The sequence below is a fragment of the Cupriavidus sp. TMH.W2 genome, from assembly GCF_050847365.1.
Classification (GTDB): Bacteria; Pseudomonadota; Gammaproteobacteria; order Burkholderiales; family Burkholderiaceae; genus Cupriavidus.
Genome location: NZ_CP193793.1, coordinates 2,517,348 through 2,540,973 on the forward strand (window position 1 = coordinate 2,517,348; position 23,626 = coordinate 2,540,973).

Sequence of the window (23,626 nt, forward strand, 5' to 3'; positions counted from 1 at the left end):
GACCTTACCCCCAAAAGGGGGGCAGGGAAAGCCGCAGGGCCACGCTGCGGACCCGTTTACAGCTCTTCCTTGATCGGTAGCGCACGCAACACGCCGATGCCCAGATGCTGCAGCGGGCCCATGCCGGGTTCGCTGTCGTAGACCATGAGCTGGCCTTTCTCGCGCGTGGTCCAGGTCAGGCGCCGGTTGCCGCCGTCGCCGTCGGTCTGCATGCCGACGCGGTAGGCCATGTCTAGCAGCACGTCTTCGGTGGTCTTGATCATGCGTTCGGCCAGCGCCGGGCTGTCCAGCACGATGCCCATCTCGGTATTGAGCCGGGCCGAGCGCGGGTCCATGTTGAGCGAGCCGATGAATAGCAGGCGCCGGTCGACGATGTAGTTCTTGGCATGCAGGCTGGCGCGGCTGGACGACAGCCACGAGCGCGAGCGCGAACCGCGCGCGGCCTTGCCGCGGTTTGCCAGTTCGGCGTAGGCGCTGGGCTTGAGCTCGTACAGCTCGACGCCCGCGGCCACCAGCGCCAGCCGGTGCGGCGCATAGCCCGCATGCACCGCGCTGACATCGGTGGCGGCAAACGAGTTGGTCAGGATGCGCACGCGGATGCCGCGCTTTGCCAGGGCGATCAGCCAGGCCTCGCCGTCGTCGTCCGGCACGAAGTACGGCGAGATCAGCAACACTTCCTTCTGTGCGCCGCCGATCATCTTCTCGAGCCGGGCGGTGGCGTCCCCGGGATCGTCGTCGGTCTGGTGCGTGATCTTGGCAGCCTTGTCGGACACCACCACGGCCTTGCCGCTATAGGCGGGCATATGGCCGCTCTCGATGGCCTTGGCCAGGCCCGACCCCAGCAGCTCCTGCACATAGGGGCTGGCTACCGCCTGGTCGCCGAGCGCTTCCAGGCCCTTGCGCAGGCTGCGCATCTCCACCGGCGCTTCTTTGCCTGCGGGGATCAGCGCCACCACCGGATACGACGACGGATCGTTCCAGTACTCGTCGAACACGGCCGACACCTGCGGCACGGCGGGTCCGGCTATCAACACATCGAGGTCGCTGAAATCCACGTCGGTGCGCGCGGAGAAGTACGCATCGCCGATGTTGCGCCCGCCCACCAGCGACATCTGGTTGTCCACCGTCATCGACTTGTTGTGCATGCGCCGGTCCAGCCGCTTGAAACCGGCCAGCATTTCCGGCCAGCGCACGCTGCGGCTGGCAAACGGATTGAACAGGCGCACCTCGATGTTGGGATGCGAATCGATGGCCGACAGGATCTTGTCCATGCCGTCCGTGTGCATGTCGTCCAGCAGCAACCGCACGCGCACGCCGCGGTCCGCGGCATCGAGAATGTCGCCCAGCACGGCGGCGCCGGTGCCGGTGGTTTCAAAGATATAGGTCTGCAGGTCCAGGCTGCGCTGCGCGGCGCGCGCCATGGCCAGCCGCGCGACCAGTGCATCGGGCCCGGACGACAGCGGGTAGAACAGCGACTCGCCGGGGCGCTGCGCCAGGCGCAGCGCCAGCACCTTGCCCAGCGGGGTGTCACTGGTGTTGACCAGGGCGGTCGAGGGCGCGCGCTGCGCCGACGCCGGCAGGCTCGCGCACCCTGCCAGCAGCGCAGCCGCCAGCGCAGGCCCCATCAGGACCGCCGCGAACCAACGCCGGCCACGGCTCGGACCGGCGCCGCGCGACCGGGTATCGAACGGATCTTGGCGGAGCGTCTGGAACATCCGTGGAGCCTCCCTGCGCCGGGATGGGATGGGGCCTGCTACTTCGCACGATATACCGCGCGCGCTGGCCCCGGCAGCGGTGTCATTCCTGTTCCGCGCCGGGTGTTTGTCCTACACCGGGGCACCAGGAAAGGACGCTGGGCTCGCTCGAAGCCGGCAAGTGGGCCGACTTCATCCTCGTCGACCAGGACCTGCTCAACGTCAAGCCGGCGGACTGGAGCGCTCGCTACAAGGCCAACTCGCTGTGCGACCCAAGCCGGACAAGTGGCAGTGTCCAGGGGTCTGGCTTCCGATCGATCAGCAAAAGGTCTGGCCGAACATGGCAATCCCGGAAATCCTTCCACTGGCCGCCAAGCGCATGGTCGCGAAGCTTGTCCGGCAGCGACACGTCGCTCGCCAGTGCAGTCAGGATCGCAAGCCAGTCACCAGCCGGGCTTTGCAGCAATGCTTTGAACGGCCCTTTGAGTTCGCGCTTGTAATCGCGCTTGAATTGGGTCGTCCGTTCAATCGTCCTCATCGTTGAGATCCGCCATCAGGTCGCTCACCGACCCGAACTTGCGGAGGCCGCCGGCCACCTATGTGGCGCCTTGACGCCCTATCCCATCCTAGGCATCATTCAGTTTTTTCCTAAATGCGAATTATTCGCATTTGTATCTACATTTACATACAGGCCCGCCTGTCTCCTGCTGTCCGTTCATGAGCCGTCAAGTCATCCACGCCGCGTGCCTGCGCGCACCCAAACGCCGCCCTCTCGCCGTGCTGGCGCAACTGTCCGTCCTGGCCGGCTTTCCGGCAACGGCCGCGCTGGCGCAGCAAGCCGCGGCGCCAGCGGATGCGCAGTCGCTCCCCGCGGTGACCGTCAGTGCCGCGGCAGTCGACGATTCCGGCCTGCAGCTTGAGAAAAAGGCGAGCACCGGCGCGCTGGGCTCGCGCACGCAGCTCGACACCCCGTACTCCACCACCATCGTTACCGGCGAAGACCTGGCCGACCGCCAGGTGGCCAAGCTGGGCGATGTGTTCACGATGGATGCGTCGGTCACCGACAACGGCAACAGCTACAACAGCTGGTCCAGCTACCTGAGCGTGCGCGGCCTGCAGATCGACTGGCAGAACGGCTTCAAGATCAATGGGCTGCCGTTCGTGGCCTACGGCATCACGCTGCCGTACGAGCACATGGAGCAGGTGGAACTGCTCAAGGGGCTGCCGGGGTTCATGTATGGCTTTGCCACGCCGGGCGGCATCGTCAACTATGTCACCAGGAAGCCGACGGACACCTTCACCGCCGCGTTCGAACTGGGCTACCGCGCCGCCAATGTCTGGAGCGAGCACGTCGACCTGGGCAGGCGCGCCGGCCCGGACAATATGTTCGGCTACCGCCTGAACGTGACGCATGAGGAAGGCACGCCCTACAACGCGCGCAACATCCGGCGCGACAGCGTGTCGCTGGGCCTGGACGCACGCCTGACGAAGGACCTGACCTGGACCTTCGACTCGGTCTACCAGGACCGCCGCGCCACCGGCCAGATGCCGTCGTTCAGCCTGTGGAACTACGGCGGTGCGGCGCTGCCGGGCCCGGTGTCCGGGCGCATCGCCAACTTCGCCGGCACCGACCAGCACCTGAACACCAACCTCCAGCTGTACAGCACCGGCATGCGCTACCAGGTCAACCCGGACTGGGCGGTCAGCACCAACTACAGCTTCACCAAGGTCGGCCGCAGCCGCAATGAAAGCACCTACAGCCTGCTGAACCAGGCCGGCGACTACAACGACCAGCGCTACGACACCGCGCAGGACCAGCAAGTGGGTCAATGGCAGGCGATGCTCGAAGGCAAGTTCCGGACCGGCCCGTTCGGCCACCAGCTGGTGGCGGGCCTGTCGTGGCAGAAGCAAATCGACCGCTATGACAACAACGGCTTCGGCGCCGTCATCGGCACTGGCAATATCTTCGAGCCCAACACCAACACGTACTACAGCGCGACCGCCTTCACCAAGGTGCGCAACAGCGACATCACGCAGAAGTCGGTGTTCGCCAGCGACACCCTGCAGCTCACCGAGCGCTGGTCCGTGCTGGCCGGCTTGCGCGTGACCAACTTCGAGCAGAACGGCTACGTGCCGGTGAGCTCCAGCTACAGCAAGAACGGCGTGATCACGCCCACGCTGGCGCTGATGTTCAAGCCCGTGCCCACCGCCACGGTCTATGCCAGCTACGTGGAAGCGCTCGAGCCCGGTTCGATCGTGCCGGACGGATACACCAACGCACGCCAGCTCCTGAGCCCGATCCGCAGCAAGCAGTATGAAATCGGCGTCAAGGCCGACCAGGCTGCCTGGAGCGCCACCGCGGCCGCCTTCCGCATCGAGCGCGGCGCCGAGTACGACAGCGTCAGCGGCGGCGTGCCGACGCGCCAGCAGGATGGCACCTCGATCTACCAGGGCCTGGAGTTGGCCGGCGTGTACCGCCTGGGCTCGCAATGGGAGTTCGGCGCCAGCGCGATGTACCTGGACTCGTATTACGACAAGGGCCTGGCCAACAGCGGCAAGCGCGTCGCCGGGGCGCCTGACCTGGTGCTGGCGGGACGCATCAGCTACCGCGTGCCGTTCGTGCCGGGCCTGCGCCTTGGCGTCGATGGCAAGTACACCGGCAACACCAGGCTGAACGCCGGCAATACGCTGGAAGCCGGCGGCTACACAGTGTTCAATCTCGGCGCGAGCTACAACACCCGCGTCGCCGGCAAGGACCTGACACTGCGCGCCGCGCTGAACAACGTGACCAACAAGCGCTACTGGGGCTTCCAGTATGAGAACTACATCCAGCCCGCGGATCCGCGCAGCGTGAGCCTGACCGCGAGGATTGCTTATTGAGATTCACCTGAGCGTGCCCGACGGCATCGCGCCGGACTCTTGCAACATCTTCAGCATCACCGCCCCCGCACCGGGCTGGCGCCGCAGGTAGCGGACCTGCAGCGGGGCCTGGCGCTTTGGCCCGAAGTCAGAGGCCCAGGATCTCGATGCTGTCGACGCGGTCCGGATAAAAGGCCACGTGCAGGGCGATCGCCGCCATCGCAGGGTAAGGCGCCTCGTAGCTCCACACCGCATTGCGCGACCGTTCGCCGCCGGCGGGGATGTCAAAGTAGCTGCAGTCGCCCTTGTACGGGCAGTACGTCGCGTGCGCGGTGCGCTCAAGCTGCGCCATGTCGACATGCTCGCGCGGAATGTATTGCACTGGCGGGTAGCTCGCCTCGGCCAGGGTCAGCGCGGCGTCGCTGTCGGCAATCGTAACGCCTGCCACCTTGACCACGACCCTGCCGGCTGTCGGCGTGATGGTGATCGGGTGGTCGGGACCGGGGATCTTGACGGGCTTGTCGGTCATGGGACGTCCTCCTGCAGGGCATCGCCACGGGGGCGATGCTGGCATTCTAGGCGCTCGCCGCCCGGCCTGCAGGCCGGGCCCGATGCTCCAGCCAGCCCACCGCTATTCGACCTTGACGTTGGCCCGCTTCACCAGCGCGGCGTAGCGCGTGGCCTCGCTGCGGAAGAAGCTGGCGGCAGCCTCTGGCGTGCCAGGGTCGATCACGGTGCCCTGCTGCTTCATGGCTTCCAGCACTTCGGGCGAGGTGAAGGCCCTGGCGAAGGCGTCATGCACGCGCTTCACCTCGGCCGGCGGCATGCCGGCGGGGCCCACCACGGCAAACCAGCCGGCCACGTTGTAGCGGGGCAAGCCTTGTTCGGCGATGGTGGGAAGGTCCGGCGCGGCGGCCGAGCGCTTGTCGCCGCACAGGCCGATGGCGCGCAGCGTGCCTGCCTTCAGGTGCGGCGCCACCGCGTTGAGCGCGACCACGCCCATTTCCACTTGTCCGGCGATCAGGTCGTTCATCATCGGCCCGGTGCCCTTGTACGGCACGTGGCGCGCGCTCGCGCCCGCCTCTTCCAGGAACATCTCGGCGGCCAGCTGGATGATGGTGCCATTGCCTGACGATGCGTAGTTGTAGCCGTCGGGCTTCGCCTTGAGCAGCGCCACCAGTTCCTTCACGTTCTTCGCCGGCACCTTGGGATTGACCACCAGCACCAGCGGCGTAGCGCCGAGCACGCTGATCGGGGTGATGTCCTTGATCGCGTCGAACGGCATCGTGCGGAAGACGCTGGGGTTGATGACGTGGTTGTTCGAGACCAGTCCCAGCGTGCTGCCGTCGGGCGACGCCTTGACCACGGCCGCGGCGCCGGTGATGCCGCCGGCGCCGGGCAGGTTCTCGATCACCACCGGCTGGCCAAAGGCCTTGCCCAGCGCCGGCCCTGCCGCGCGCGCGATGGCGTCCACGCCGGAGCCGGCGCTGATCGGCAGGATCAGGCGCACCGGCTTGCCGGCGCCACCCTGCGCGAGCGCGCCGACGCCGGGTGCCGCCAGCGCGGCGGCCACGGTGGCGGCCAGCGCCAGCCCAGACTTGAGAAGGATGCGACGGGGGTGCATGGGGTTGTCTCCGTATGGTTATCGCAGGATCTTTGCTGGCTGCCGCTGTGCCGCGGCATGCCGGTTGCAGCGCGGCTCAGCCGGTGCGGCCATGGCCGAGCTGCGACAGGATTTCCTCATTGTGCTCGCCTGCCCTGGGCAGCGGCCGGCGCACGCCCGGGCGGCGCCCGCCCATCAGCAGCGGCAGCAGCACCGTGGGCGCGGTCGAGCCGTCGTCGGCCTGCATCGGCACCAGCCCGCCGCTGGCAAGCAGGTGCGGATCGTCGAGCAACTGGTCCGGGCGCACGATCGGCGCGTACGGGATGCCGGCGGCTTCGAGCTTCGGCGCCAGTTCGTCGGAGCGATGGTGGCGCAGGATCGCGCCCAGCTCATCGAGCAGTCGCGGGCGCACCGCCACGCGCGAGGCATTGGTTGCGTACTCGGGCTTGCCGGGAAGCTCCGGATGCGCCAGCACGTGGCACAGCGTGACGAACTGCTTGTCGCTGACCGCGCCGATAAACAGCTGCTCGTCGCCGGCCAGCGTGAAGACGTCATACACACTCCACGCCGACACGCGCGACGGCATCGGCGGCGGCGCCTCGCCGGTCATCGCAAACTGCTGCATATGCTGCGAGGCCAGGAACACGCAGTTCTCGAACAGCGCGCTCTGGATCTCCTGCCCGCGCCCGGTGCGGTCGCGCTCGCGCAGCGCGGCCAGCACGCCGATGGCGCCGAACATGCCGCCCATGATGTCGTTGACCGAGGTGCCGGCGCGCAGCGGCCGCCCGCTGGGTCCGGTCATGTAGGACAGCCCGCCCATCATCTGCACCACCTCGTCCAGCGCCAGCCGGTTCTCGTACGGGCCGGGCAGGAAGCCCTTGTGCGAGACATAGATCAGGTGCGGGTAGTCGCGCGACAGCGTGGCGTAGTCCAGCCCCAGCTTCTGCATCAGCCCAGGCCGGAAGTTCTCCAGCAGCACGTCGCTCTGGCCCGCGAGCTCGGCCGCGGCGGCACGCCCTTCCTCGGTGGTGATATCGAGCACCACGCTCTTCTTGTTGCGGTTGAAGGCGCGAAAGAAACCGATGCCCAGGCCCGGCAGGTTGCGCGTCTTGTCGCCGCCGGGCGGCTCGACCTTGACCACCTCGGCGCCCAGGTCGGCCAGGATCATGCCGCAGGTGGGGCCCATCACCATATGCGTAAATTCGACCACGCGGATGCCGGCGAGCGGCAGGGGGGTGCTGTTGCTGTCTTGGGTCATCTTGCGTCTCAGGCAGCGGCGCCAGCGGGCTGGACCGGGAACGTCCTGGGCAGGCCGGCGCGCCACAGCGTGCCGTGCAGGGTTTCATCGTTGAGCCAGGCCGCCACATCTTCGCGCAGCGCGAGCAGGCGGCCGATATCGATGCCGGTGCCGATGCCCATGCTGCCGAGCATGTAGGCCAGGTCTTCGGTGGTGACATTGCCGCTGGCGCCGGGCGCATGCGGACAGCCGCCGATGCCGGCCAGGCAGGCGTCGAAGCGCGTCACGCCGACTTCCAGCGCGGCACAGACGTTGGCCAGGCCGAGCCCGCGCGTATCGTGGAAATGGCCGCACCAGAAGCGCTCGCCGGCGAGTTCGATGGCGCGCGCAAAGAGTTCGCGCACCATGCGCGGATCGGCGTAGCCGACGGTATCGGCCAGGCTGACGCGGTCGGCGCCGGCATCGAGCAGCGCCTGCATCAGGCGCAGCACTTCATCGGGATCGACATGGCCCTGCAGCGTGCAGCCAAAGGCGGTGCCGACACCGCCTTCGATCAGCGTCTTCGCGCCGCTGACATCGCGCGCGGCGCGGATGCGCGCCACTTCCGCCACCACCTCGTCCGGCGTCTTGCGCAGGTTGGCCAGGCTGTGCGCATGGCTGGCCGACAGCGGCACGATCATCAGGTCGGCACCGCTGGCCAGCGCATCCTGCGCGCCGCGCAGGTTGGGCACCAGCACCGACACAAACAAACCCGGCAGGGTGCGGGCGAACGCGACCAGTTGCGCGGTATCGGCCAGTTGCGGCAGCAGGTGCGCCGGCACGAACGAGCCCACCTCAAGCTCGCGCAAGCCGGCCGCGTAGGCGCCGCGGATCCACGCTTGCTTGCTGGCCGTAGTCAGGATGGTGCGGATGCTTTGCAGGCCATCGCGCAACCCGACTTCGCGGATGACTGCGTGGCGGGGAAAGGGAACAGACATGATTCATGGGCTTCCGGTTGCGCCCCGCCTTGGGGGCGACGGGATAACTCTATGAGTTTCTGTTCGAGATCTGAAGCGGTGATTTGTGCACGATAGCGTTCCAGACTGGAATGTCTGTTTGACGACTCATGACACTACCAAGGATTTCCCGGATGCATGATTGCGGGTAGCAAAACACGCTTACCATTCCATTCTGGAAATGCAATCCCCTTACGGCGCCCCCATGCGAGACCTCGACCTCACCACCCTGCGCCTGTTCGTCGCCGTCTGCGAAACCCGCAACATGGCGCGCGCGGGCGAGCAGGAGCACATCGTGGCGTCGGCCATCAGCAAGCGGCTGGCGCAACTGGAAGAAACGGTCGGCGCGACGCTGCTGGAGCGCCGCCGCCGCGGCGTGATCCCCACGCCCGCGGGCGAGATGGTGCTGGCGCATGCGCGCGCCATGCTGGCGGCGGCGGACCGCGTAGCGCGCGACATGGCCGACTACGGGGCGGGCGTCCGCGGGCAGGTGCGGCTGCTGGCCACGGTCTCGTCGATGGCGGAATCGTTGCCGGACGATATCGCCGCCTTCCTGCAGCAGCCGGCCAACCGCGACGTGCGCGTGACCATCGAGGAAAGCCTGAGCAGCGACCTGGTGCGCGCATTGCGCGAGGGCTCGGCGCCGCTGGGCATCTGCTGGGACGCGGCCGACCTGGAAGGCTTCCAGACCCGCCCCTACCGCACCGACCACCTCGCGGCGGTGGTACATGCCTCGCATCCGCTGGCGCAGGGCGCCGAATGCCGGTTCGAGGACACGCTGGACTACGACCATATCGGCATGCCGGCCCAGACCGCGGTGCAGACCATGCTGACGCGCTATGCGGCCATCCTCGGGCGCGGCATCACCTACCGCGCGGTGGTGTCGACCTTCGACGCCGCGTTGCGCTGCGTGCGCGCCAGCCTCGGCATCACCATCATCCCGGCGGAGATCGCCGCGCCGATCGCGTCCGCCTTCGGCCTGCGCGTGATCCCGCTGCGCAACGACTGGGCGCGGCGCCGCTTTGCGATCTGCTTCCGCGACCTGGAACTGCTGTCGCCGGCGGCGCGGCTGCTGGTGGCCTTCCTTGAACAGACCGCGGCGGCGGAAGCGGCGGCCGTCCCTGCGGACACCGCACCAGTGCGCAAGCCGCGGCGTGGTCGGCAATAGGGCCGGCCCGGCGCGACAGGTCAGCAACCGCTCGGAGCCGCGCTCCAGCCGGCGCGGGGCGAGCAAGCTCGACGGCCCTGCCACCGCCGCATTCCGACCCCGCCGGGGTGCCACCTACCGGCGCTGGGGCGGGGCCGCATGCACAGGTGCCTGCGGCTCGCGGACAGCAAAAATCCGGCCAGGCAACACAAAGCCCCGCAGCGCCAGCATCTCCAGCGGACCCTGGCCAATCGCGGTGCGCATCTGGTAGCGGATGGGATAGGTCATGTCCGCTGCAGCAGGCAGCTTCGCGATGCGTACCGTCAGGCTGTCCGGGTCCGTTGCGCCTTGGTCGGGTTTCGACGTCACCGTGTCCGGGACGGCCTGCCACGTCAGCTGATAGGTCGCACTGCTCAGCGGCTCGATATGCGCGCGCTCCAGCATCCGCACGAGTCCCCAACGGCCACCGAATTCATAGCTCTTGTTGACCCCGGCTTTCTCGGTGTGCCATTGCAGACGGGTCCCCAGGTCGTGCGGGGAATTACCCGGCCAGGTCATCGACTGCCAGGTCTCGCGCTGGTTGTAGTAGTGCAGCTTCTGCCCGTCGACGGTCAGGAGCGTATCGGTCAGGCCCGGCGTCGGGACAGGCTGGAACTCGAAGCGGTATTCAGGCTGGCCTTGCGCCAGCAGGTGCGCCGCGATGCGCTGCAGGATGTTGACCGCCTTGAGGAAGGCGGGATCGAAGGCCAGTGCCTGGCCGCTGGTAGCAACTGGCACCCATTGATCGCCCTGCAATTCCAGCACCCCGGCCAGTTGCGTGCCAAGGAAGGCGCCGATCAGCCCGCTCTGCGGGCGCAGGAAGCGCGCCAGTTCGGGTAGCGAAGCATCGTCGGTGTTGTCCGCGAACGGATAGCGTCCCGCAAATGCATGGTCCCACGTCATTGCGATGCTCTGCCGCCACGCCTCGTTCAGGCTCGCCTGCGCGGGCTGCAGCACGGTCTGCGTCGCCTGAGCGATCGGGCGCACGAACAGCGTCTCGCCCATGCCTGCCCATTGGCCGCCAAGACTGGCGGCCATCAGCTGCGCGTAGGCTTGCGTGTCGGCCAGCTCCGAGCCCTTTCCCTGGAATAGCGCCTGCGCCATCTGGCGGGCTTGCGCATCGGCATCGGCACTGTTGCTGACCTGCTGCAGGCGCAAGCGCAACGCCGTCGCCCGGTCGAGGAAGCGTTGCAGGCTCAGGTCACCGTTGCCGCCGGGATTGACGGATTGGCTCTGGCCCATCAGGCGCAGTACCGGTCCGAAGGCAGCGCCAAGCGGCCCCGCCGCATCCGGCTTGATCACGCCGGTTTCCGCCGACTTGCCCAGCAGGCTCTGTGCCTTCTCGACCAAGGTGTCGGAAATCGTTTCCTTGCGAGCTCCGGCGCCGCCCTGGTATTCCAGTGCCTTCATCAGCGCAATCACCGGCGACTGGCGCGCATCCGCCATCAGCTTGAGCTGATCGATGGCGCTCGGCAGCGTGGGCGCGGGCTCCCACTGCAAACTGTTCATGAAACCCTGCCAGCGGTCCGCGTAGTCGGCGAAGTACTGTTCGGTCAGGGCCGCCTGCAAGGCCTCGGCGGTGCGACGTGTTGTCGGTTGCGCCTGCGGCTCGCCATCGGCCAGCACCCAGTCGCTGGCAATTTCGCTGCGCTTGGCAGCGGTTTCGATCGCGGGGGCGACATAGCCCTCGTAAGCCTGACGCGTGAACACGGCGGGCACGATGGCGGCGCTGCGCAGCAGTCCTCGCGGATCGGTACCCGCGGTCAGCGATGCCAGGCTTTGATCGGGATACTTGCTACCGCCATGCTCTCCGAACGCGGTGAGGATGCCCTGGTAGACGGTCTCCTCGGCGTTGCGTTGCCCGATGACCGCCAGCAGAGTCTGGCGCGCGCCGGCCACCAGTTCAGGGCTGGGCCGGATATGCCAGGCCGGGTTGGCCTTCAGGTGATTGGCATAGAAGTTGAGCAAGCGTTCGGCAAGGTCCTGCCGCTCGCCGGGCGTGATCCGCGCCTCCGTGGACCAGTGCTGCGCCAGTTGCGGGGCCAGGAACGCTGCATCGGCGCGCTCGGGATTGGAGAGCATCAGGTAGGTCTTGAGTTCCTGGTGGCCACCCAACGCCCAGCGGCTGGTTTGCTCATCCAGCGAATCGGTCCGCATCTGCGCGAGGTCCGCCAGCGACGCCTCCAGCGCCTCCTGGATCGGCATGACCAGCAACCGGCGACTGGCTTGCGCGTATGGCTTCCACAGGGCGGCCAGCACCTCCGGGTCGCGATTCAACCCGAAGCGGGTCAGCAACGGCGCGTGATACTGCGTTCGGTACTCGAAGCGCTCGATCTGTTGCTGCAGCGCGAGCAGTGCCCTGAGGCGCTCGGCAGGATTGGAGGCCACCTGCATGTCCTGAATCGATTGCCGCACAGCGTGCAGGTCTTGCGTATTGCGCAGGCCGGATACCAGCATGCCGGCACCCCAAAGAACGACCGATGCCAGCGCAAGTACAGTGAGGACCGTAAGCGGATGTATCCCGATCCGGCGGGCACGATAGCTTGCGGCACGCCCGCCAATCTCTCGCCAGGTCGCGACTAGCGTAGCCGGTTGCAAGCCGGTCCCCTCCGGCGCGTGGATTGCGGCGGCCAGGCTGGCTACTTCGGTCGAAGCATCCTCTGCGGGCACGGGTACCGGCATCGAAGGCGTGGCGAACACCGGAGCGAACATGACGCCAGCCAGCGGTGCACGCCGCCAGGCCGATGCCTGCCATGCCGCCCACCGCTTCACGACGCCAGCCCGGTGCTCGCCGATGTAGGCCGAGATTCTTGCGATGAAGGGTGAATGTCTGGGTTCGGCACACCATTGCACGCCAAGCACAGCGGTACGAGCCTCCAGCGATACCAGCAAGTCATGCACGGTGCCGGCCGCGTCGTCACGTGTGCGATGCCTTGTCTCATCCAGGAATGCGCCAATGGCCGTAAATTCCCCCGGGTGCGCGCCCTGCATCTTCACGGCGTGGACGAACATCACCGGCGCAGCCCAGCCCAGTTCACCCTGGATCGCCGCCAGGGCACGCAGCGCCGGTGTTTCCTGTGCATCCGCATTGCTCCCGGATACCACTTGCACCATGGCATCGACCGGACAACGGTGGCGCAGCCTCCGAAGTTGCCTGAGCCATGTGGCCGCCTCGATGCCGGTAGGTGAGGCATGGACGAGAACGGCTGCCTCCGAGCGCCACACACCCGCCTGCTTCAGGCCGGGGGCGAGTTCGTCTATTGACGCATCATCGCCGCAAAGCATCAGCCACGGCATGCGCGAACGCCAGCGCCAGCCCAACACGCTGCGCAACTCATGGCGCAGGTCTTCCAGGCGGGCGTCGCGCCGGGGCTTTCTTCCCGATGGAGCGCGTGCCTCACCCGCCTCGCGGACAAATAGCCGCGCCGTGACCCGATCGGCACCGAGCAGGACGGCAACCAGGTACACGAGGACCGCGAAGACAACCACAATGGGAATCCACAGCAGCACGGTAATCCTGGCATCGCGCGAAATCAGGCCGAAGAACTCGCCATGGAACCACACAACGAGGGCCGCCAACGCTCCCGTTCCTGCCAGGACCAGGGGACCACCCCACAGGGACATGGTTCTGGAATGCTTCGAGGTAGCTATCTCGGCCTTCGGATCAGTGCTCGGATTCGTCATGCGGTGGTGTCAGGACGTGAAGGACCGCTGCCTGGGTACGGTCAAGGATGAGATGCGAGCCGGCATCGCGGGATTCGATGGCAGCCACAACGGAAAGCCACGGATCGGCCGCGCCGACATTACCGATGATGCGATCCACGTGGCATTGGGCTTCCATCTCGTCGAGTTGCGGCATCGATGCCGCATTCAGCGCGGCAAGCAGCGCGATGTCATGCTGGCTGCCCAGCCCGGTCATCCATGCCCGCTGCAACGCCGCGGGTTCGGCTTTCCCCCACCGGATCGCGTTGGCAACAAGATCGCCCAATGCGCCGGCTTCGTCTGCATAAGGGCGATGGAGTAAGCCGAGTACCTTCACCGATTCGGGCAACTGAAAACAGCCTGGATTGAGCAATACGGCAACACACCCTTCCGCGCTGTTGACCGGAGGACTGGCATCGTGCCATTCAGCGGCAATCACCAGCAGCGGCCGCCATTCGCGCAGGTCGAGCCATGCATCGGCAACCATCAGTGCGTCGGACGGCGGTACTGTCCGGCAGTCGAGATGCGCCAAGCCAATGCGGCCCAGCGCATCCTGCACTTGGCTCAGACGGATCGTCTTCATTTCGGCCTGAGCCAACACACGCACCGCCGGGGCATGACGAGGCCCATACTGGGACAACACCTGCAGGTGCTCCGCGAGCGGAACCAACGCATCGACCATTTTCAGGACAAGAGTGGAGACCGTCTCGAAGGTTTGCTGCACAGGCTCGTCCGGTTGGTCCCCGGCCGGTGAGTCGCCTTCCAGTGAAAGGACGGACAGCGAATCCTCATTGAACCGGTTATGGGCGATCAGTCCTCCAGTCGTGCGCGAGGCCCGCTGATCTACCAGAGGCTTTGCCGCATTCAACGCGCTTGAGAGATCCCGGTGTCCCTGAAGTGGCAGGCTATAGCTGACCCCCAGTACCTGCAACGGGCGCTGTGCTTCGCGCACACGCGCGTCGATCCATTCCTGCCTGTGGTCATTCCAATGACGGGCGCGATGCCACTGCACTTCGTATCCGACGCGCACGATGCCTAGCAGGATTAGAAAGACGCCATTCGGTATGCCAGCAATGCGCCACCAGAACTGGGCACCGCGTGCCGGCGCTCCTGCGGGCCACAGCAACAAGGCGATGGCCGCACCTACAACAACGCACAAGGCCCAGACACCGAGCCACGGCCAGAAGCGCAGACCGTGCGCCGGGTACGGAATCGCCTCACCACCCCGGGACAAATCGATCGGCATATTCAGGCGATATGGACATTGGGGAGCGACGAAATCAGGCGGCAGCCACACGCGCAGCGGTGGAGGTGCATGGCAACCGGTCGACCGTCCTGGTCGGAAAAGCCGTCATGGCCCTCGGCAATCGTCGTCGCACCGTGGCGGGCGCAATGCGCGGCATCACCCTTGCGCGCGACTGGCCGGTTCATGAATTTCATGGTCGGGGAGGCGGTGGTGACTTGGCCGCCGTTTTCGAGGGAGTCACCTAATCTGATCGGAGACCGCATCGTGGCTTCTCACTTTTTCAAGAAAAGATCTGCGCAGGATTTTTCATCGGCTTTCACCCTCCTATTTCGCTGTATATCCCAAACACCCGGATAGGCCGCATCACTGCAATCAACCACCCCATTTGGCGCAACATACTTTCCATCCACAGAAATGATGGAGGCACCCGCATGGCCGATACTAGAAAAACCATACTTCCTTAATCTCGATGGCTCTACTCTTCCCTTGTATGAACCATTTAATGAAATGAGATTTCTACTTGCACCAAGCCGTGCGACAGTCGCCAAGTATCGAAGCGGAGGTGACGCAATTAAGTCCAACGAAACATATATTCCACTTTCAATATTTACATCGGACAGGAAGCCGACTCCAGCAGGGATTAACTCAATATGCACCACGGAGTCTGCGCAGCCATATAATTGACGCCTCTGAACATAGCCTCGCTCCGATATGATTACCGCCGACGCGTCATAGCTCTCAACGGCATAAAGAGGACGCACATCAAGCGTACACGTATTGGGACTATTTCCATCCATCATAGTAATTAGATTACCGTCTATCTCGTATAGCCTTTCCGCCGAAGCACTATTTATCCCTCGAAAAATAATTATGACAAAAAGAAACAGGTGGAGAACATTTACCCCTATAAATATGCTTCGTTGTGCACGTCTATTGCTCACCACATCCGTCATAAAACGCTCACCGCAGAAGCGGGATTGTAAAAAATACTGCGCCAACACAAAACTCACCAACCTTGGCATCTATCGTCAAGTGAAAATCAATCTACATTTACTAACGACTAAGGTGCATAGGTAACGTCCCCGATGATACTCATCGCACTTACACGCTCAGACCTCGTCAATCTGAAATTCGGTGCCACCTCGATAGAATAACAAGTCAATCCATTTCTATTTGGACATGAAAAATATAGGTCTGGTATTGACATCACTTCACCATCACCGAAAATACTATTGACATAAGCAACCGTTCCACTAAAGCCACCCCCCTGATATTTTCGCTGCCAGGTAACCCTTCTGTAATATCTGCCTCCGGCATCCTCGGAAGCGATTACCTCTTTTGCTGTCATCTTTTGAATACCTGGCGTAGCGGCAAGTCCGTCAGACGCAACTGGAAAACTCGGTTTGCGACACCCGAATTCTAGGGTTGCCGGCACTTTCCTGTGTTGCCCATCGATAAGCAAATGAAAACGTATGGTGATTGAAATCTCGTTTTCTTCTACATTCGCGCGTGCCACCCTGAGGGTGGCGAAATTTCCTAATGTGTAACCACAGAATTCATGTAGGCGAGAGTATGCCCCTGATAAATCTATGACTTGCCGCGCATTAGTCGCAGATGACGTAAGACAGAGCAAGAAGAGGATAACAAGCCTCTGCATCAGACAAGCCTCCGCTCATAATCTTCGGGATATTGTTTAATCGAACCATCCGGGCACGGAAATGTACAAACGTCCCACAGCACCATTGCCGCATTCACAAATGCCACGGATCTATCGACCAGCCCATTCATATTGGGTGGTGATTGACCCGTAGTAGCCGGGAAATTCACGGACGCCGCACAATTTGTGAAATGTTGATTGTAGTACCACGTTTTGATCCCGGCGTTTGTCCAAATTGTTTCGCGGCGATTTCCATGGAGTATTTCATTCGCATCAGCATATTTGTTTGCACTATCGACTTGCAGTCGATCAGGGTGATCTTTTGATGGGACGGACTTGTTTGGCCATACCCAGTAGGCGCCAGCGCTCTGACTGGCATGGAATGGATTTATGCCAACCTCATCTCGCCACGCAATCTCCTGCTCACCAGGAGGAAGTAGCGGAGAACGCCCAAGATATTTGAAATATTTGTAATAATTGTTGTCTCCGTTCGCCATTTCTCCGTTGGCACTTGTTAGTTGCAGGAATCCGCGACCGTACCATCCACGGTGAAGCGTTGGATTGGCACCCCGCTGCTCTCTCAAGTCACCGAACCATAGTGTTTCCTGCGCAGAATTCCCGATAAAACAAGCCATTCTCGTCGGCGTATTAATTCCATACTTTTGCAAGGCGACGTTCAGCGCCGTTCGATTCCTTTTAATAAACGCTGTAGAAATATATGCCGATTCAAAATATGCGGATTTCGAGGAATTATGTGAGCCAGGCTTTCTAATAACTTTACACGGCACCAGTTGAGCCATCTCATTTTCACTTAGCCAGCTACATCGCCTGAGATGTCGAATAAAAGCAAGCGGATGAAAGAACCAAAACTTCCTCCCACCTCCTAGCGAAGTCTTCTCCAGAAACTGAAACTGCTCCAGGAACTTGACGAAATTGTCATACCCATTTGGATCAAATTCCTTGCGCTTCCCGAAGAAGCCATCTGGGTCCTTCAGCCTCCTGTAGCGCGCCTCGTTGCCGCTCGCGTCCCACTCGCTTGGCGCATGGCAAACGAAGCCCCGGAACCTCTCCCGCACCTCTGGATGGTTTGCTATGTACGCGGCCAGCTCGGCTTCCTGTTCATGGGCGGGGCGCATTCTCTCGGCAGGTGTCTCAGCGTCCTCAACCACAGCAACAATCTTGCGTAGCTCGTCGTAGTCACAAATGCCGTCCTCGCTGAATGGCGTATTGCCTTCTTCGATCTTCTGCCAGCCCAAAAAGAACGGGAAGTCTGCGTCGGATAACTTCTGGATTGCCGGCTGGCTGATGTCGATATAGCCCTGCTTGCCCGTCTCGAAGGGCACCGCCACCCAGGTCTTTTGGGCAGCGGCCGGCAGTATTGGGTGGTCGTTCAAGGTCCGGCCGAAGCGGAGCAGCTCGTAGCCATCGCTCGGGCATTGCGGATAGAGCGCGGTAGCGCGCTCGTACATCTTGTACTCGTAGTCGGCGCAGGCGTCCCGTACGGGCGCGGGAGTCAGGGGCGTGAGAGCGCCGTCCTTTTCAACCCAGGAACGCGTGTAGCGTTGTCCCTTGTGGAAATAGGCTTCAACGTACAGCTTGCTGCTGGTATCCAGCGTGCCCGACTGTAGTGACGGGAAATAAGCTGCTGCAGCGCCTGTCGCAAGGGGTGGCGTACTGACGAATGTCTGTCCACCCGGAACAACAAAGTAGCTATGCCCCCAAAAGTCCGTTGACGCCGGCGTAGTGGGATTCCTGTTTCCGAGTTGCACGGCATGGCCGGACTGTTCGAACCACGCCGTGAAGTCGTCCTCGGTCATGAAGATCTCGAAATGCAGATGCCGATGAGCGTGGCGCACACCTGCGTAGCCCAGTATGTCCTTGCGATAGACCTTAAGATTCCTGGGTACTTGCACGCCATCGGTCGAACAGGACAGCCATTTCGGCAGGACAGTGGGCGTTCCTGTGTCAGGTGGATTGCTCGACAATGGCCCGAGTGCATCTCGAATGCCGTCAAGGTCCCGTAGCTGCATGTACAGCGAATAGAAGGTGATGGTCCGGCCTTCTCCTGTGTCGGTGGAGTGCCTGAGCAGAACAAAGCCGGTGTTCGAGTTCAGGCTGTCGCTGCCGTCGCTGTTCTTTTTCCCATCACCAATGGGTCTCTGGCTGACACGATAGGCAACGACTTCCCCGTCGGCAATCGCGCGCACGGGTTCGTCTTGAAATGACGGTGCGAGATGCACTCCACAATGCCAACGCCGGTCAATTGCAATCGGGTAGACGCCATGATGGCCAAGTTCATACTGGTCGACGAAATCCATCATCGGATCGGTCCTGGCCGGATCCTTGGATGTCAGGCCTTTGGCCGGCAGGAAGGGAGGGCTGATGATCATGATTCAGTGGGACGATGGATACTGGTCGCTGCCCTGAAGGTGGCTGTCCGGCAGGTTCGGCAATGCGTAGCGTTGCCCGTCCGGGCCTTCGAATGTGAATGACGCGGCTTTCACCTTGAAGGCTCCGGCGCAATGGAATGTGGCACTGTGCTTGTCGAAAACCAGATGAGCCCCGCTGCTGCCGATCACGACCTTCCTGGCGGCGTTAATGACCACGTCTTCGCTCGCGCTTGCGATATGCACCTGCTTGTCGGCAAATAAATCGAGCGCCCCGTTCTGCGCCTGGATTTCCACCTTGCCCTTCGCCGCGAAGAGCTTGATGCCCAGCCTCGAGGCAAATAGCGACAGCGCGTCACCGGCGGCGATGGCGATCTTGGCGAGCGCGCTGACGTGGAAGCCGGCCTTCGTTGCGACATTGACGTCCCGTCCCGCAACGACCGATACGCGGTCCGGGGTGGCAAGAGCAATGCCATGAGGTGCGGTGAGCATCATGACGGCCTGCTTCAGCTCATTCACGCTGCTGCGCAGCCATGCGTTCTCGGCCTTCAGGTCAGCGATTTCGGCCTTGGACTGGCTGGCCGCGTTCGCCAGCGCCTGCGTCTGGGAGAGCACCGCGCGCATCTCTTGCATGGCCACAGTCATGTCGAGTTGCTGTCCGTTGGCTCGCTGTTGCGTCCACGCGGTAATCAGCAAGCCTCGGCCTGCCCGTACGGCACCCTGCGCATCGGTGCGCAGTTCGAAGCCTTCGCCGCGCTTCTCGTACTTGCCGTTGACCATATGGCCCAAGGTCAGCTGGCTCTTGCCCGAATGTTCGGTGGACAGACTGACGTGCTCCTGGCCCTTCCAGTCTTCCAGCTCAAACTCGTTGTCGCTCTGCGTGCGAATCACGTTGCGCGACAGCCAGCGGTCCTGATTGGTGATCAGGTCCCTGTGCTGGCTGTTGTGCTGCACATGGGCGATGTACGGCTTGTTCGGATTACCGTCGCGGAACGCGACGTCCACGTAGGTGCCGTCGATCAATGGGAAATGGAAGCCCGTTTGCAGCGCCCCGGCAAACGGCTTGGCAAGCGCCAGCGGCACGCTCTCGCCGCCGTTCGGCCATTCATCGAAGTCCAGGTCGAAGCGGACGACGTAACGGCCCTCCTGCGTCAGATAGGCATACTTGTATTGACCGGGCGACGTGATGCGCGCACTCAGGGTGCCTTGGATGCGGGGCCATTTGTCCTCCTCCAGCGGCAGCCGGTAGCGCCGGTCGGAGGGTATTGCCTTGTAGTGATTGCGGTAAGCCTGATCACGCCCGCCGCTGTGGCTGACCTCGATGACGACCTGGCCGTTGGGGGCGTCCGGAAGGGCTTCGTCCATGCGCAGGATACGCGCGGGGCGCAACGCCAGGACATTGCTCTCGCCCTCAAAGAGACATTGGCTGGCCAGCGCCGCTTCATGGCGCAACTGCGCCTCCCATTTCGCGCCGGCCTCGTCCAGATGGTGAGTACCGAAGACATAAGGCTGGCCATAGGTCGTGCTGTCCTTGCGGGCGACGTTGGCCTCCTGCTTAAGACGCTCCCACGCCAGATCCGGGTTGTAGTCCGCGACGCAGAAGGACTGCGGCACGGTTTTCGCATGAACGCGGATGTCGAATACGGCTTCGACGCCCGCCTCCAGCCCGGCGGTCTCTCGATACGGCACGCGCAGTTCAGGCTGGTAGATGTAGTGATCGATGTCGTCGCCGAATACGATCATCTCGCCGAACTTGCCGGGGATGAAATAGCAGTACAGGCCCTCCTGCCGCATCAGCAGCCGGACATAGTCCCAGTCCGTCATCTGATACTGAAGGCGGAACTTGTGCTCCGGGTAACGCCGGCGCGTCCTGAAGGCGAACTGATGGCCTTCGAGACCATGCCGGCGCAGGATCGCCTCGATGATCTGCGGAGCGGTCTTTTGCTGGTAGACCCGGCTTGCCTGGGTGAGTTCGAGCCGCGCCACGAGCGGCCTGAGGACGATTTCGTAGGCGATGAAATCACGGCTGCGCCGGATACGCGAAAACTCTGAAATCCAGCCGGCGAATTGGCGCGGTGCGCTGCCGTCGCCCGCGTCAATTGCGAAGGTGCCGTTCCGGTTGAGGTACTCGGCACGTTCCAGCGCTAGCGGGTGAGTAAGCTGAATGGTGACTCGATAGGGCTCACCCAGCCGCTCGACCGCATTGAATGACACGACCGACAGCCCCGGCGCGCTGGCCGCACCAGGGACGATCAGATGATATGCCTGGCGCCCAGGCACCCTGGCGCCGTATCCGTTGAATTCGTCGGGAGCGTCCATGTCTTCGCCGTTGTAGCCAACGGCCGATCATAGAAGTGGCCTTGGCGGAGACTCAATCGGACAATGCTTAAATTGGGGCGAAGAAATGCAGCGGCCGGTCTCCGCATGCCGCGGGCGGCGGTGGGTCCCCTCAGTAGACGTCGCGCCGGTAACAGCCCTCGTCGGCAAGCCGACGCAGCGCGTCTTCGCCGAGGATTTCAACGAGGGCGTCATGGACGCCGCCGGCCATGCGCTGCAGGCTGCCGCAGACGTAAATGGCCGCGCCGTCGGCCACCCACTGGCGCACCGTCTCGCCCTGGGCGCGCAGGGCGTCCTGGACGTAGCGCGGCGCTCCGCCGTCGCGCGACCAGGCGTGGTCCACGCGCTGCAGCGTGCCGTCGGCCTGCCATGCGGCCAGTTCGTCGGCAAAGAAGGCGTCATGCTGCGCCGAGCGTTCCCCGAACAGCAGCCAGTTGCGGCGCCGCCCGGCCGCGGCGCGGGCCTTGAGCTGCGCGCGCAGCCCGGCCAGCCCGGTGCCGTTGCCGACCAGGATCAGGGGCCGGTCGTCAGGGGGGTGGAAGCTGCGGTTGGCGCGGATGCGCAGCGCGATGCGCGCACCCACGGCCGCGTGTTCGGTCAGCCAGCCGGAAGCCAGGCCGAGGCGGCCGTCGTCATGGCGGGTCTGCCGCACCAGCAGTTCAAGCTGCCCATCCTGCGGCAGCGAGGCGATCGAATACTCGCGGTGCGGCAGCGGCGACAGCGCATCGACCAGTTGCTGCGGCGGCAGGCCTTGCATCGCGGCAAAGTGCGGTTCGGGCAGCGGCATGCGCGTGGCCATGGCCGCGGCCAGGGTGGTGTCATGGCCATCGCAGCGCACGGGCGTATTGCCATCCAGGCCAAGCCGCGCCAGCAGCCGGTCGACGTCGGCCGGCGCGTGGCACGGACCGATCTCGGCGATGTCGCCGGCTTGCCAGTCCATTGCCTCGCCGTCCTGCGGCACCATCATCAGGCGGAATGCCGGCGCGCCCTGGCTGCCCGGATTCAGGTGGTGGCGTTGCACCAGCCGCCAGTTGCCATAGCGCGGGCGTTCCCAGTCGGCGATCTCGGCGCCGCCGCTTAGCGCCGACAGATGGTTCTGCCAGTGGCGCAGCGCGCCGGCGTCGCCATTGTCGACTTCGATCAGGTCAAAGAGCGGCTGGGCGCGGTGGCGTCGCAGCCAGCGTTCAAGGGTATGGCCGAAGGCGCAGAAGCGCGCGTAGCTGCTGTCGCCAAGCGCGAGGATGCCGTAGCGCAACTGTTGCAGACCTTCGGCGCCCGCCGGCAGGCGGCGCGCAAAGCCGGACGCGCTGTCGGGGGCGTCGCCCTCGCCGGTGGTGCTGACCACGAACAGTGCCTGGCGGCACGCCCTCAGGCGCCGCGCGTCGACATCGGCCAGCGACAGCAGCTGCACCGGCATGCCCGCACCCTGCAGCGCGGTGGCGGTCTGCAGCGCCAGTTGTTCGGCAAACCCGGTCTGGGAGGCATAGGCAATCAGCGTCGCGCCGTCCTCCGTGCCAGCCAGTGCCGCCACGCTTGCGCGCCGCTGGCGGTGGTGGGCAACCACCGCGCTGCAGAAGCCCGCATAGGCGGCCACCAAGCCAGCCGCCATGGCCATGCGCGACGGCCCCAGCACGGACAGCGCGACGCCGCCGGCCACGGCGAGCCAGCTTGCGCCGGTGATGGCGGACGGCATGGCCTTCGCGCTCATGCCAGCATCGCGGCAAAAGCCGGGGAAAGATGTTCGTCGAAACCGCCCGGCGTGCGCACCAGGAAGCGCGCGGCGATGCCATGGCGGCGCGCGTGCGCCATGCCGGCCTCGGGGCCCAGCACGGTCAGCGCGGTAGAGAGCGCATCGGCCAGCATGCACTGCGCATGGATGACCGTGACCGAGGCCAGCGCGTGGCTGGCCGGATAACCCGTGCGCGGATCGATGGTGTGGGCGTAGCGGCGGCCGTCGCTGTCGAAATAGCGGCGGTAGTCGCCGGAGGTGGCGACGGACAGGCCGTGCAGCGCCACCAGCGTCTGCCCCGCGGCATCGCTGTCCAGCCCAGGGGGCGCTTCCAGCGCGACCCACCATGGCATGCCGTCGGGCTTGACGCCGTGGCCGCGCAGTTCGCCGCCGATCTCGGTCAGGTGGTGGTCCAGGCCCTGTTGGCACAGGTACCGCGCCACCGCGTCGACGGCAAAGCCTTTGGCGATGGCGCATAAGTCCAGCGACAAGCCGCCTGGCTGCCAGGCGCGCCGGCCCGCGGCATCGACTTCGATGCGGTCCCAGCCGCAGCGGCTGCGCGCAGCCTGCACCATGTCGGGAGACGGCGGCGCACTGCGCGCCGGGGCGGGACCGAAGCCCCACAGGTCGACCAGCGGGCCGGCGGTCGGATCATAGGCGCCGCCGCTGTCGCGCGCCACCTGCTGCGCGCATTGCAGCACCGCGAAGCAGTCTTCAGGCAGCGTGTGCCAGCTGCCCGGCGCCGCGCGGTTGAAGCGGCTGAGGTCCGAATCCGCTTCCCAGTTGCTCATCTGCGCGACCACGCCATCGAGCACGGCCAGGATGCCGGCGGCGATGGCGTCGGCATCCGCGGCCGGCGGCAGCAGCGCCGCCACCGACCAGGTCGTGCCCATGGTCGCGCCAGCCCAGCGCTGCAGCCGCGTATCGGCGGCCGGCGGCCGCGGGGGCGCGGTCAGCGCAACGGGTACCAGGACGCGGTTCAAACCCGGCAACC

General features: G+C 64.4%; 16 protein-coding genes. 2 read left to right on the forward strand and 14 right to left on the reverse strand.

The genetic code is table 11. The features are described from left to right. Positions 1-56 precede the first annotated feature (56 nt). Together ACREYQ_RS28845 and ACREYQ_RS28850 are read right to left on the reverse strand one after the other, a co-directional pair. Positions 57-1,715: a phospholipase D family protein gene (locus ACREYQ_RS28845; RefSeq protein ID WP_432261374.1), complete on the reverse strand. Its 1,659-nt coding sequence runs from the start codon at positions 1,713-1,715 to the stop codon at positions 57-59. Between the two features lie 226 nt (positions 1,716-1,941). Beyond that, on the reverse strand, positions 1,942-2,232 hold the full coding sequence (locus ACREYQ_RS28850; RefSeq protein ID WP_432261375.1) for a type II toxin-antitoxin system YafQ family toxin: 291 nt from the start codon (positions 2,230-2,232) through the stop codon (positions 1,942-1,944). Between the two features lie 179 nt (positions 2,233-2,411). On the opposite strand from ACREYQ_RS28850, the gene ACREYQ_RS28855 reads away from it, so the two are divergent. Then, on the forward strand, positions 2,412-4,574 hold the full coding sequence (locus ACREYQ_RS28855; protein ID WP_432261376.1) for a TonB-dependent siderophore receptor: 2,163 nt from the start codon (positions 2,412-2,414) through the stop codon (positions 4,572-4,574). A gap of 127 nt (positions 4,575-4,701) precedes the next feature. On the opposite strand, the gene ACREYQ_RS28860 is transcribed toward ACREYQ_RS28855, so the two are convergent. The 4 genes from ACREYQ_RS28860 to ACREYQ_RS28875 all read right to left on the reverse strand — a co-directional run bounded on the left by ACREYQ_RS28860 (position 4,702) and on the right by ACREYQ_RS28875 (position 8,370). Beyond that, a complete protein-coding gene (locus ACREYQ_RS28860; RefSeq protein ID WP_432261377.1) occupies positions 4,702-5,082 on the reverse strand; it encodes a DUF427 domain-containing protein in 381 nt (126 codons plus the stop codon). A 102-nt stretch (positions 5,083-5,184) separates the two neighbouring features. Beyond that, complete coding sequence (locus ACREYQ_RS28865) at positions 5,185-6,177, reverse strand: tripartite tricarboxylate transporter substrate binding protein (protein ID WP_432261378.1); 993 nt, start codon at positions 6,175-6,177, stop codon at positions 5,185-5,187. A 76-nt stretch (positions 6,178-6,253) separates the two neighbouring features. Next, the gene (locus tag ACREYQ_RS28870) at positions 6,254-7,414 is read right to left on the reverse strand and encodes a CaiB/BaiF CoA transferase family protein (RefSeq protein ID WP_432261379.1); all 1,161 of its coding nucleotides are present in this window, start codon (positions 7,412-7,414) and stop codon (positions 6,254-6,256) included. An 8-nt stretch (positions 7,415-7,422) separates the two neighbouring features. Further along, positions 7,423-8,370, reverse strand: coding sequence for a hydroxymethylglutaryl-CoA lyase (locus ACREYQ_RS28875; RefSeq protein WP_432261380.1), 948 nt, complete (start codon positions 8,368-8,370; stop codon positions 7,423-7,425). Positions 8,371-8,593: 223 nt separating this feature from the next. Between ACREYQ_RS28875 and ACREYQ_RS28880 the strand changes: the two genes are divergently transcribed. Continuing rightward, positions 8,594-9,556: a LysR family transcriptional regulator gene (locus ACREYQ_RS28880; protein ID WP_432261381.1), complete on the forward strand. Its 963-nt coding sequence runs from the start codon at positions 8,594-8,596 to the stop codon at positions 9,554-9,556. A 114-nt stretch (positions 9,557-9,670) separates the two neighbouring features. On the opposite strand, the gene ACREYQ_RS28885 is transcribed toward ACREYQ_RS28880, so the two are convergent. The 8 genes from ACREYQ_RS28885 to ACREYQ_RS28920 form a co-directional block, all read right to left on the reverse strand. Beyond that, positions 9,671-13,258, reverse strand: coding sequence for an ImcF-related family protein (locus ACREYQ_RS28885; protein WP_432261382.1), 3,588 nt, complete (start codon positions 13,256-13,258; stop codon positions 9,671-9,673). Beyond that, entirely contained in the window at positions 13,239-14,522 is a 1,284-nt protein-coding gene (locus tag ACREYQ_RS28890; RefSeq protein ID WP_432261383.1) for a hypothetical protein, read from the reverse strand. Before ACREYQ_RS28890 ends, ACREYQ_RS28885 begins: the two co-directional genes overlap by 20 nt. Before the next feature lie 2 nt (positions 14,523-14,524). Then, on the reverse strand, positions 14,525-14,716 hold the full coding sequence (locus ACREYQ_RS28895) for a PAAR domain-containing protein (protein ID WP_432261384.1): 192 nt from the start codon (positions 14,714-14,716) through the stop codon (positions 14,525-14,527). Between the two features lie 78 nt (positions 14,717-14,794). Continuing rightward, positions 14,795-15,520, reverse strand: a complete 726-nt coding sequence (locus ACREYQ_RS28900) for a hypothetical protein (RefSeq protein WP_432261385.1) — start codon at positions 15,518-15,520, stop codon at positions 14,795-14,797. Between the two features lie 658 nt (positions 15,521-16,178). Further along, positions 16,179-18,569 carry a hypothetical protein gene (locus tag ACREYQ_RS28905; protein WP_432261386.1) on the reverse strand — a complete coding sequence of 797 codons (2,391 nt, stop codon included), beginning with the start codon at positions 18,567-18,569 and terminating at the stop codon, positions 16,179-16,181. Positions 18,570-18,572: 3 nt separating this feature from the next. After that, positions 18,573-20,885: a type VI secretion system Vgr family protein gene (locus ACREYQ_RS28910; protein WP_432261387.1), complete on the reverse strand. Its 2,313-nt coding sequence runs from the start codon at positions 20,883-20,885 to the stop codon at positions 18,573-18,575. A gap of 130 nt (positions 20,886-21,015) precedes the next feature. Beyond that, the gene (locus ACREYQ_RS28915) at positions 21,016-22,596 is read right to left on the reverse strand and encodes a sulfite reductase subunit alpha (protein WP_432262683.1); all 1,581 of its coding nucleotides are present in this window, start codon (positions 22,594-22,596) and stop codon (positions 21,016-21,018) included. A gap of 11 nt (positions 22,597-22,607) precedes the next feature. Then, positions 22,608-23,615: an FAD:protein FMN transferase gene (locus ACREYQ_RS28920; RefSeq protein WP_432261388.1), complete on the reverse strand. Its 1,008-nt coding sequence runs from the start codon at positions 23,613-23,615 to the stop codon at positions 22,608-22,610. Between the last annotated feature and the right edge of the window lie 11 nt (positions 23,616-23,626).

What these genes read in the sequence shown, in the direction of transcription:
- ACREYQ_RS28895 (WP_432261384.1), bottom strand. Translation starts at nt 14,716, where the DNA reads ATGAAATTCATGAACCGGCCAGTCGCGCGCAAGGGTGATGCCGCGCAT.
- ACREYQ_RS28850 (WP_432261375.1), bottom strand. Translation starts at nt 2,232, where the DNA reads ATGAGGACGATTGAACGGACGACCCAATTCAAGCGCGATTACAAGCGC.
- ACREYQ_RS28870 (WP_432261379.1), bottom strand. Translation starts at nt 7,414, where the DNA reads ATGACCCAAGACAGCAACAGCACCCCCCTGCCGCTCGCCGGCATCCGC.
- ACREYQ_RS28890 (WP_432261383.1), bottom strand. Translation starts at nt 14,522, where the DNA reads ATGCCGATCGATTTGTCCCGGGGTGGTGAGGCGATTCCGTACCCGGCG.
- ACREYQ_RS28910 (WP_432261387.1), bottom strand. Translation starts at nt 20,885, where the DNA reads ATGGACGCTCCCGACGAATTCAACGGATACGGCGCCAGGGTGCCTGGG.
- ACREYQ_RS28875 (WP_432261380.1), bottom strand. Translation starts at nt 8,370, where the DNA reads ATGTCTGTTCCCTTTCCCCGCCACGCAGTCATCCGCGAAGTCGGGTTG.
- ACREYQ_RS28915 (WP_432262683.1), bottom strand. Translation starts at nt 22,596, where the DNA reads ATGCCGTCCGCCATCACCGGCGCAAGCTGGCTCGCCGTGGCCGGCGGC.
- ACREYQ_RS28855 (WP_432261376.1), top strand. Translation starts at nt 2,412, where the DNA reads ATGAGCCGTCAAGTCATCCACGCCGCGTGCCTGCGCGCACCCAAACGC.
- ACREYQ_RS28845 (WP_432261374.1), bottom strand. Translation starts at nt 1,715, where the DNA reads ATGTTCCAGACGCTCCGCCAAGATCCGTTCGATACCCGGTCGCGCGGC.
- ACREYQ_RS28905 (WP_432261386.1), bottom strand. Translation starts at nt 18,569, where the DNA reads ATGATCATCAGCCCTCCCTTCCTGCCGGCCAAAGGCCTGACATCCAAG.
- ACREYQ_RS28880 (WP_432261381.1), top strand. Translation starts at nt 8,594, where the DNA reads ATGCGAGACCTCGACCTCACCACCCTGCGCCTGTTCGTCGCCGTCTGC.
- ACREYQ_RS28860 (WP_432261377.1), bottom strand. Translation starts at nt 5,082, where the DNA reads ATGACCGACAAGCCCGTCAAGATCCCCGGTCCCGACCACCCGATCACC.
- ACREYQ_RS28865 (WP_432261378.1), bottom strand. Translation starts at nt 6,177, where the DNA reads ATGCACCCCCGTCGCATCCTTCTCAAGTCTGGGCTGGCGCTGGCCGCC.
- ACREYQ_RS28885 (WP_432261382.1), bottom strand. Translation starts at nt 13,258, where the DNA reads ATGACGAATCCGAGCACTGATCCGAAGGCCGAGATAGCTACCTCGAAG.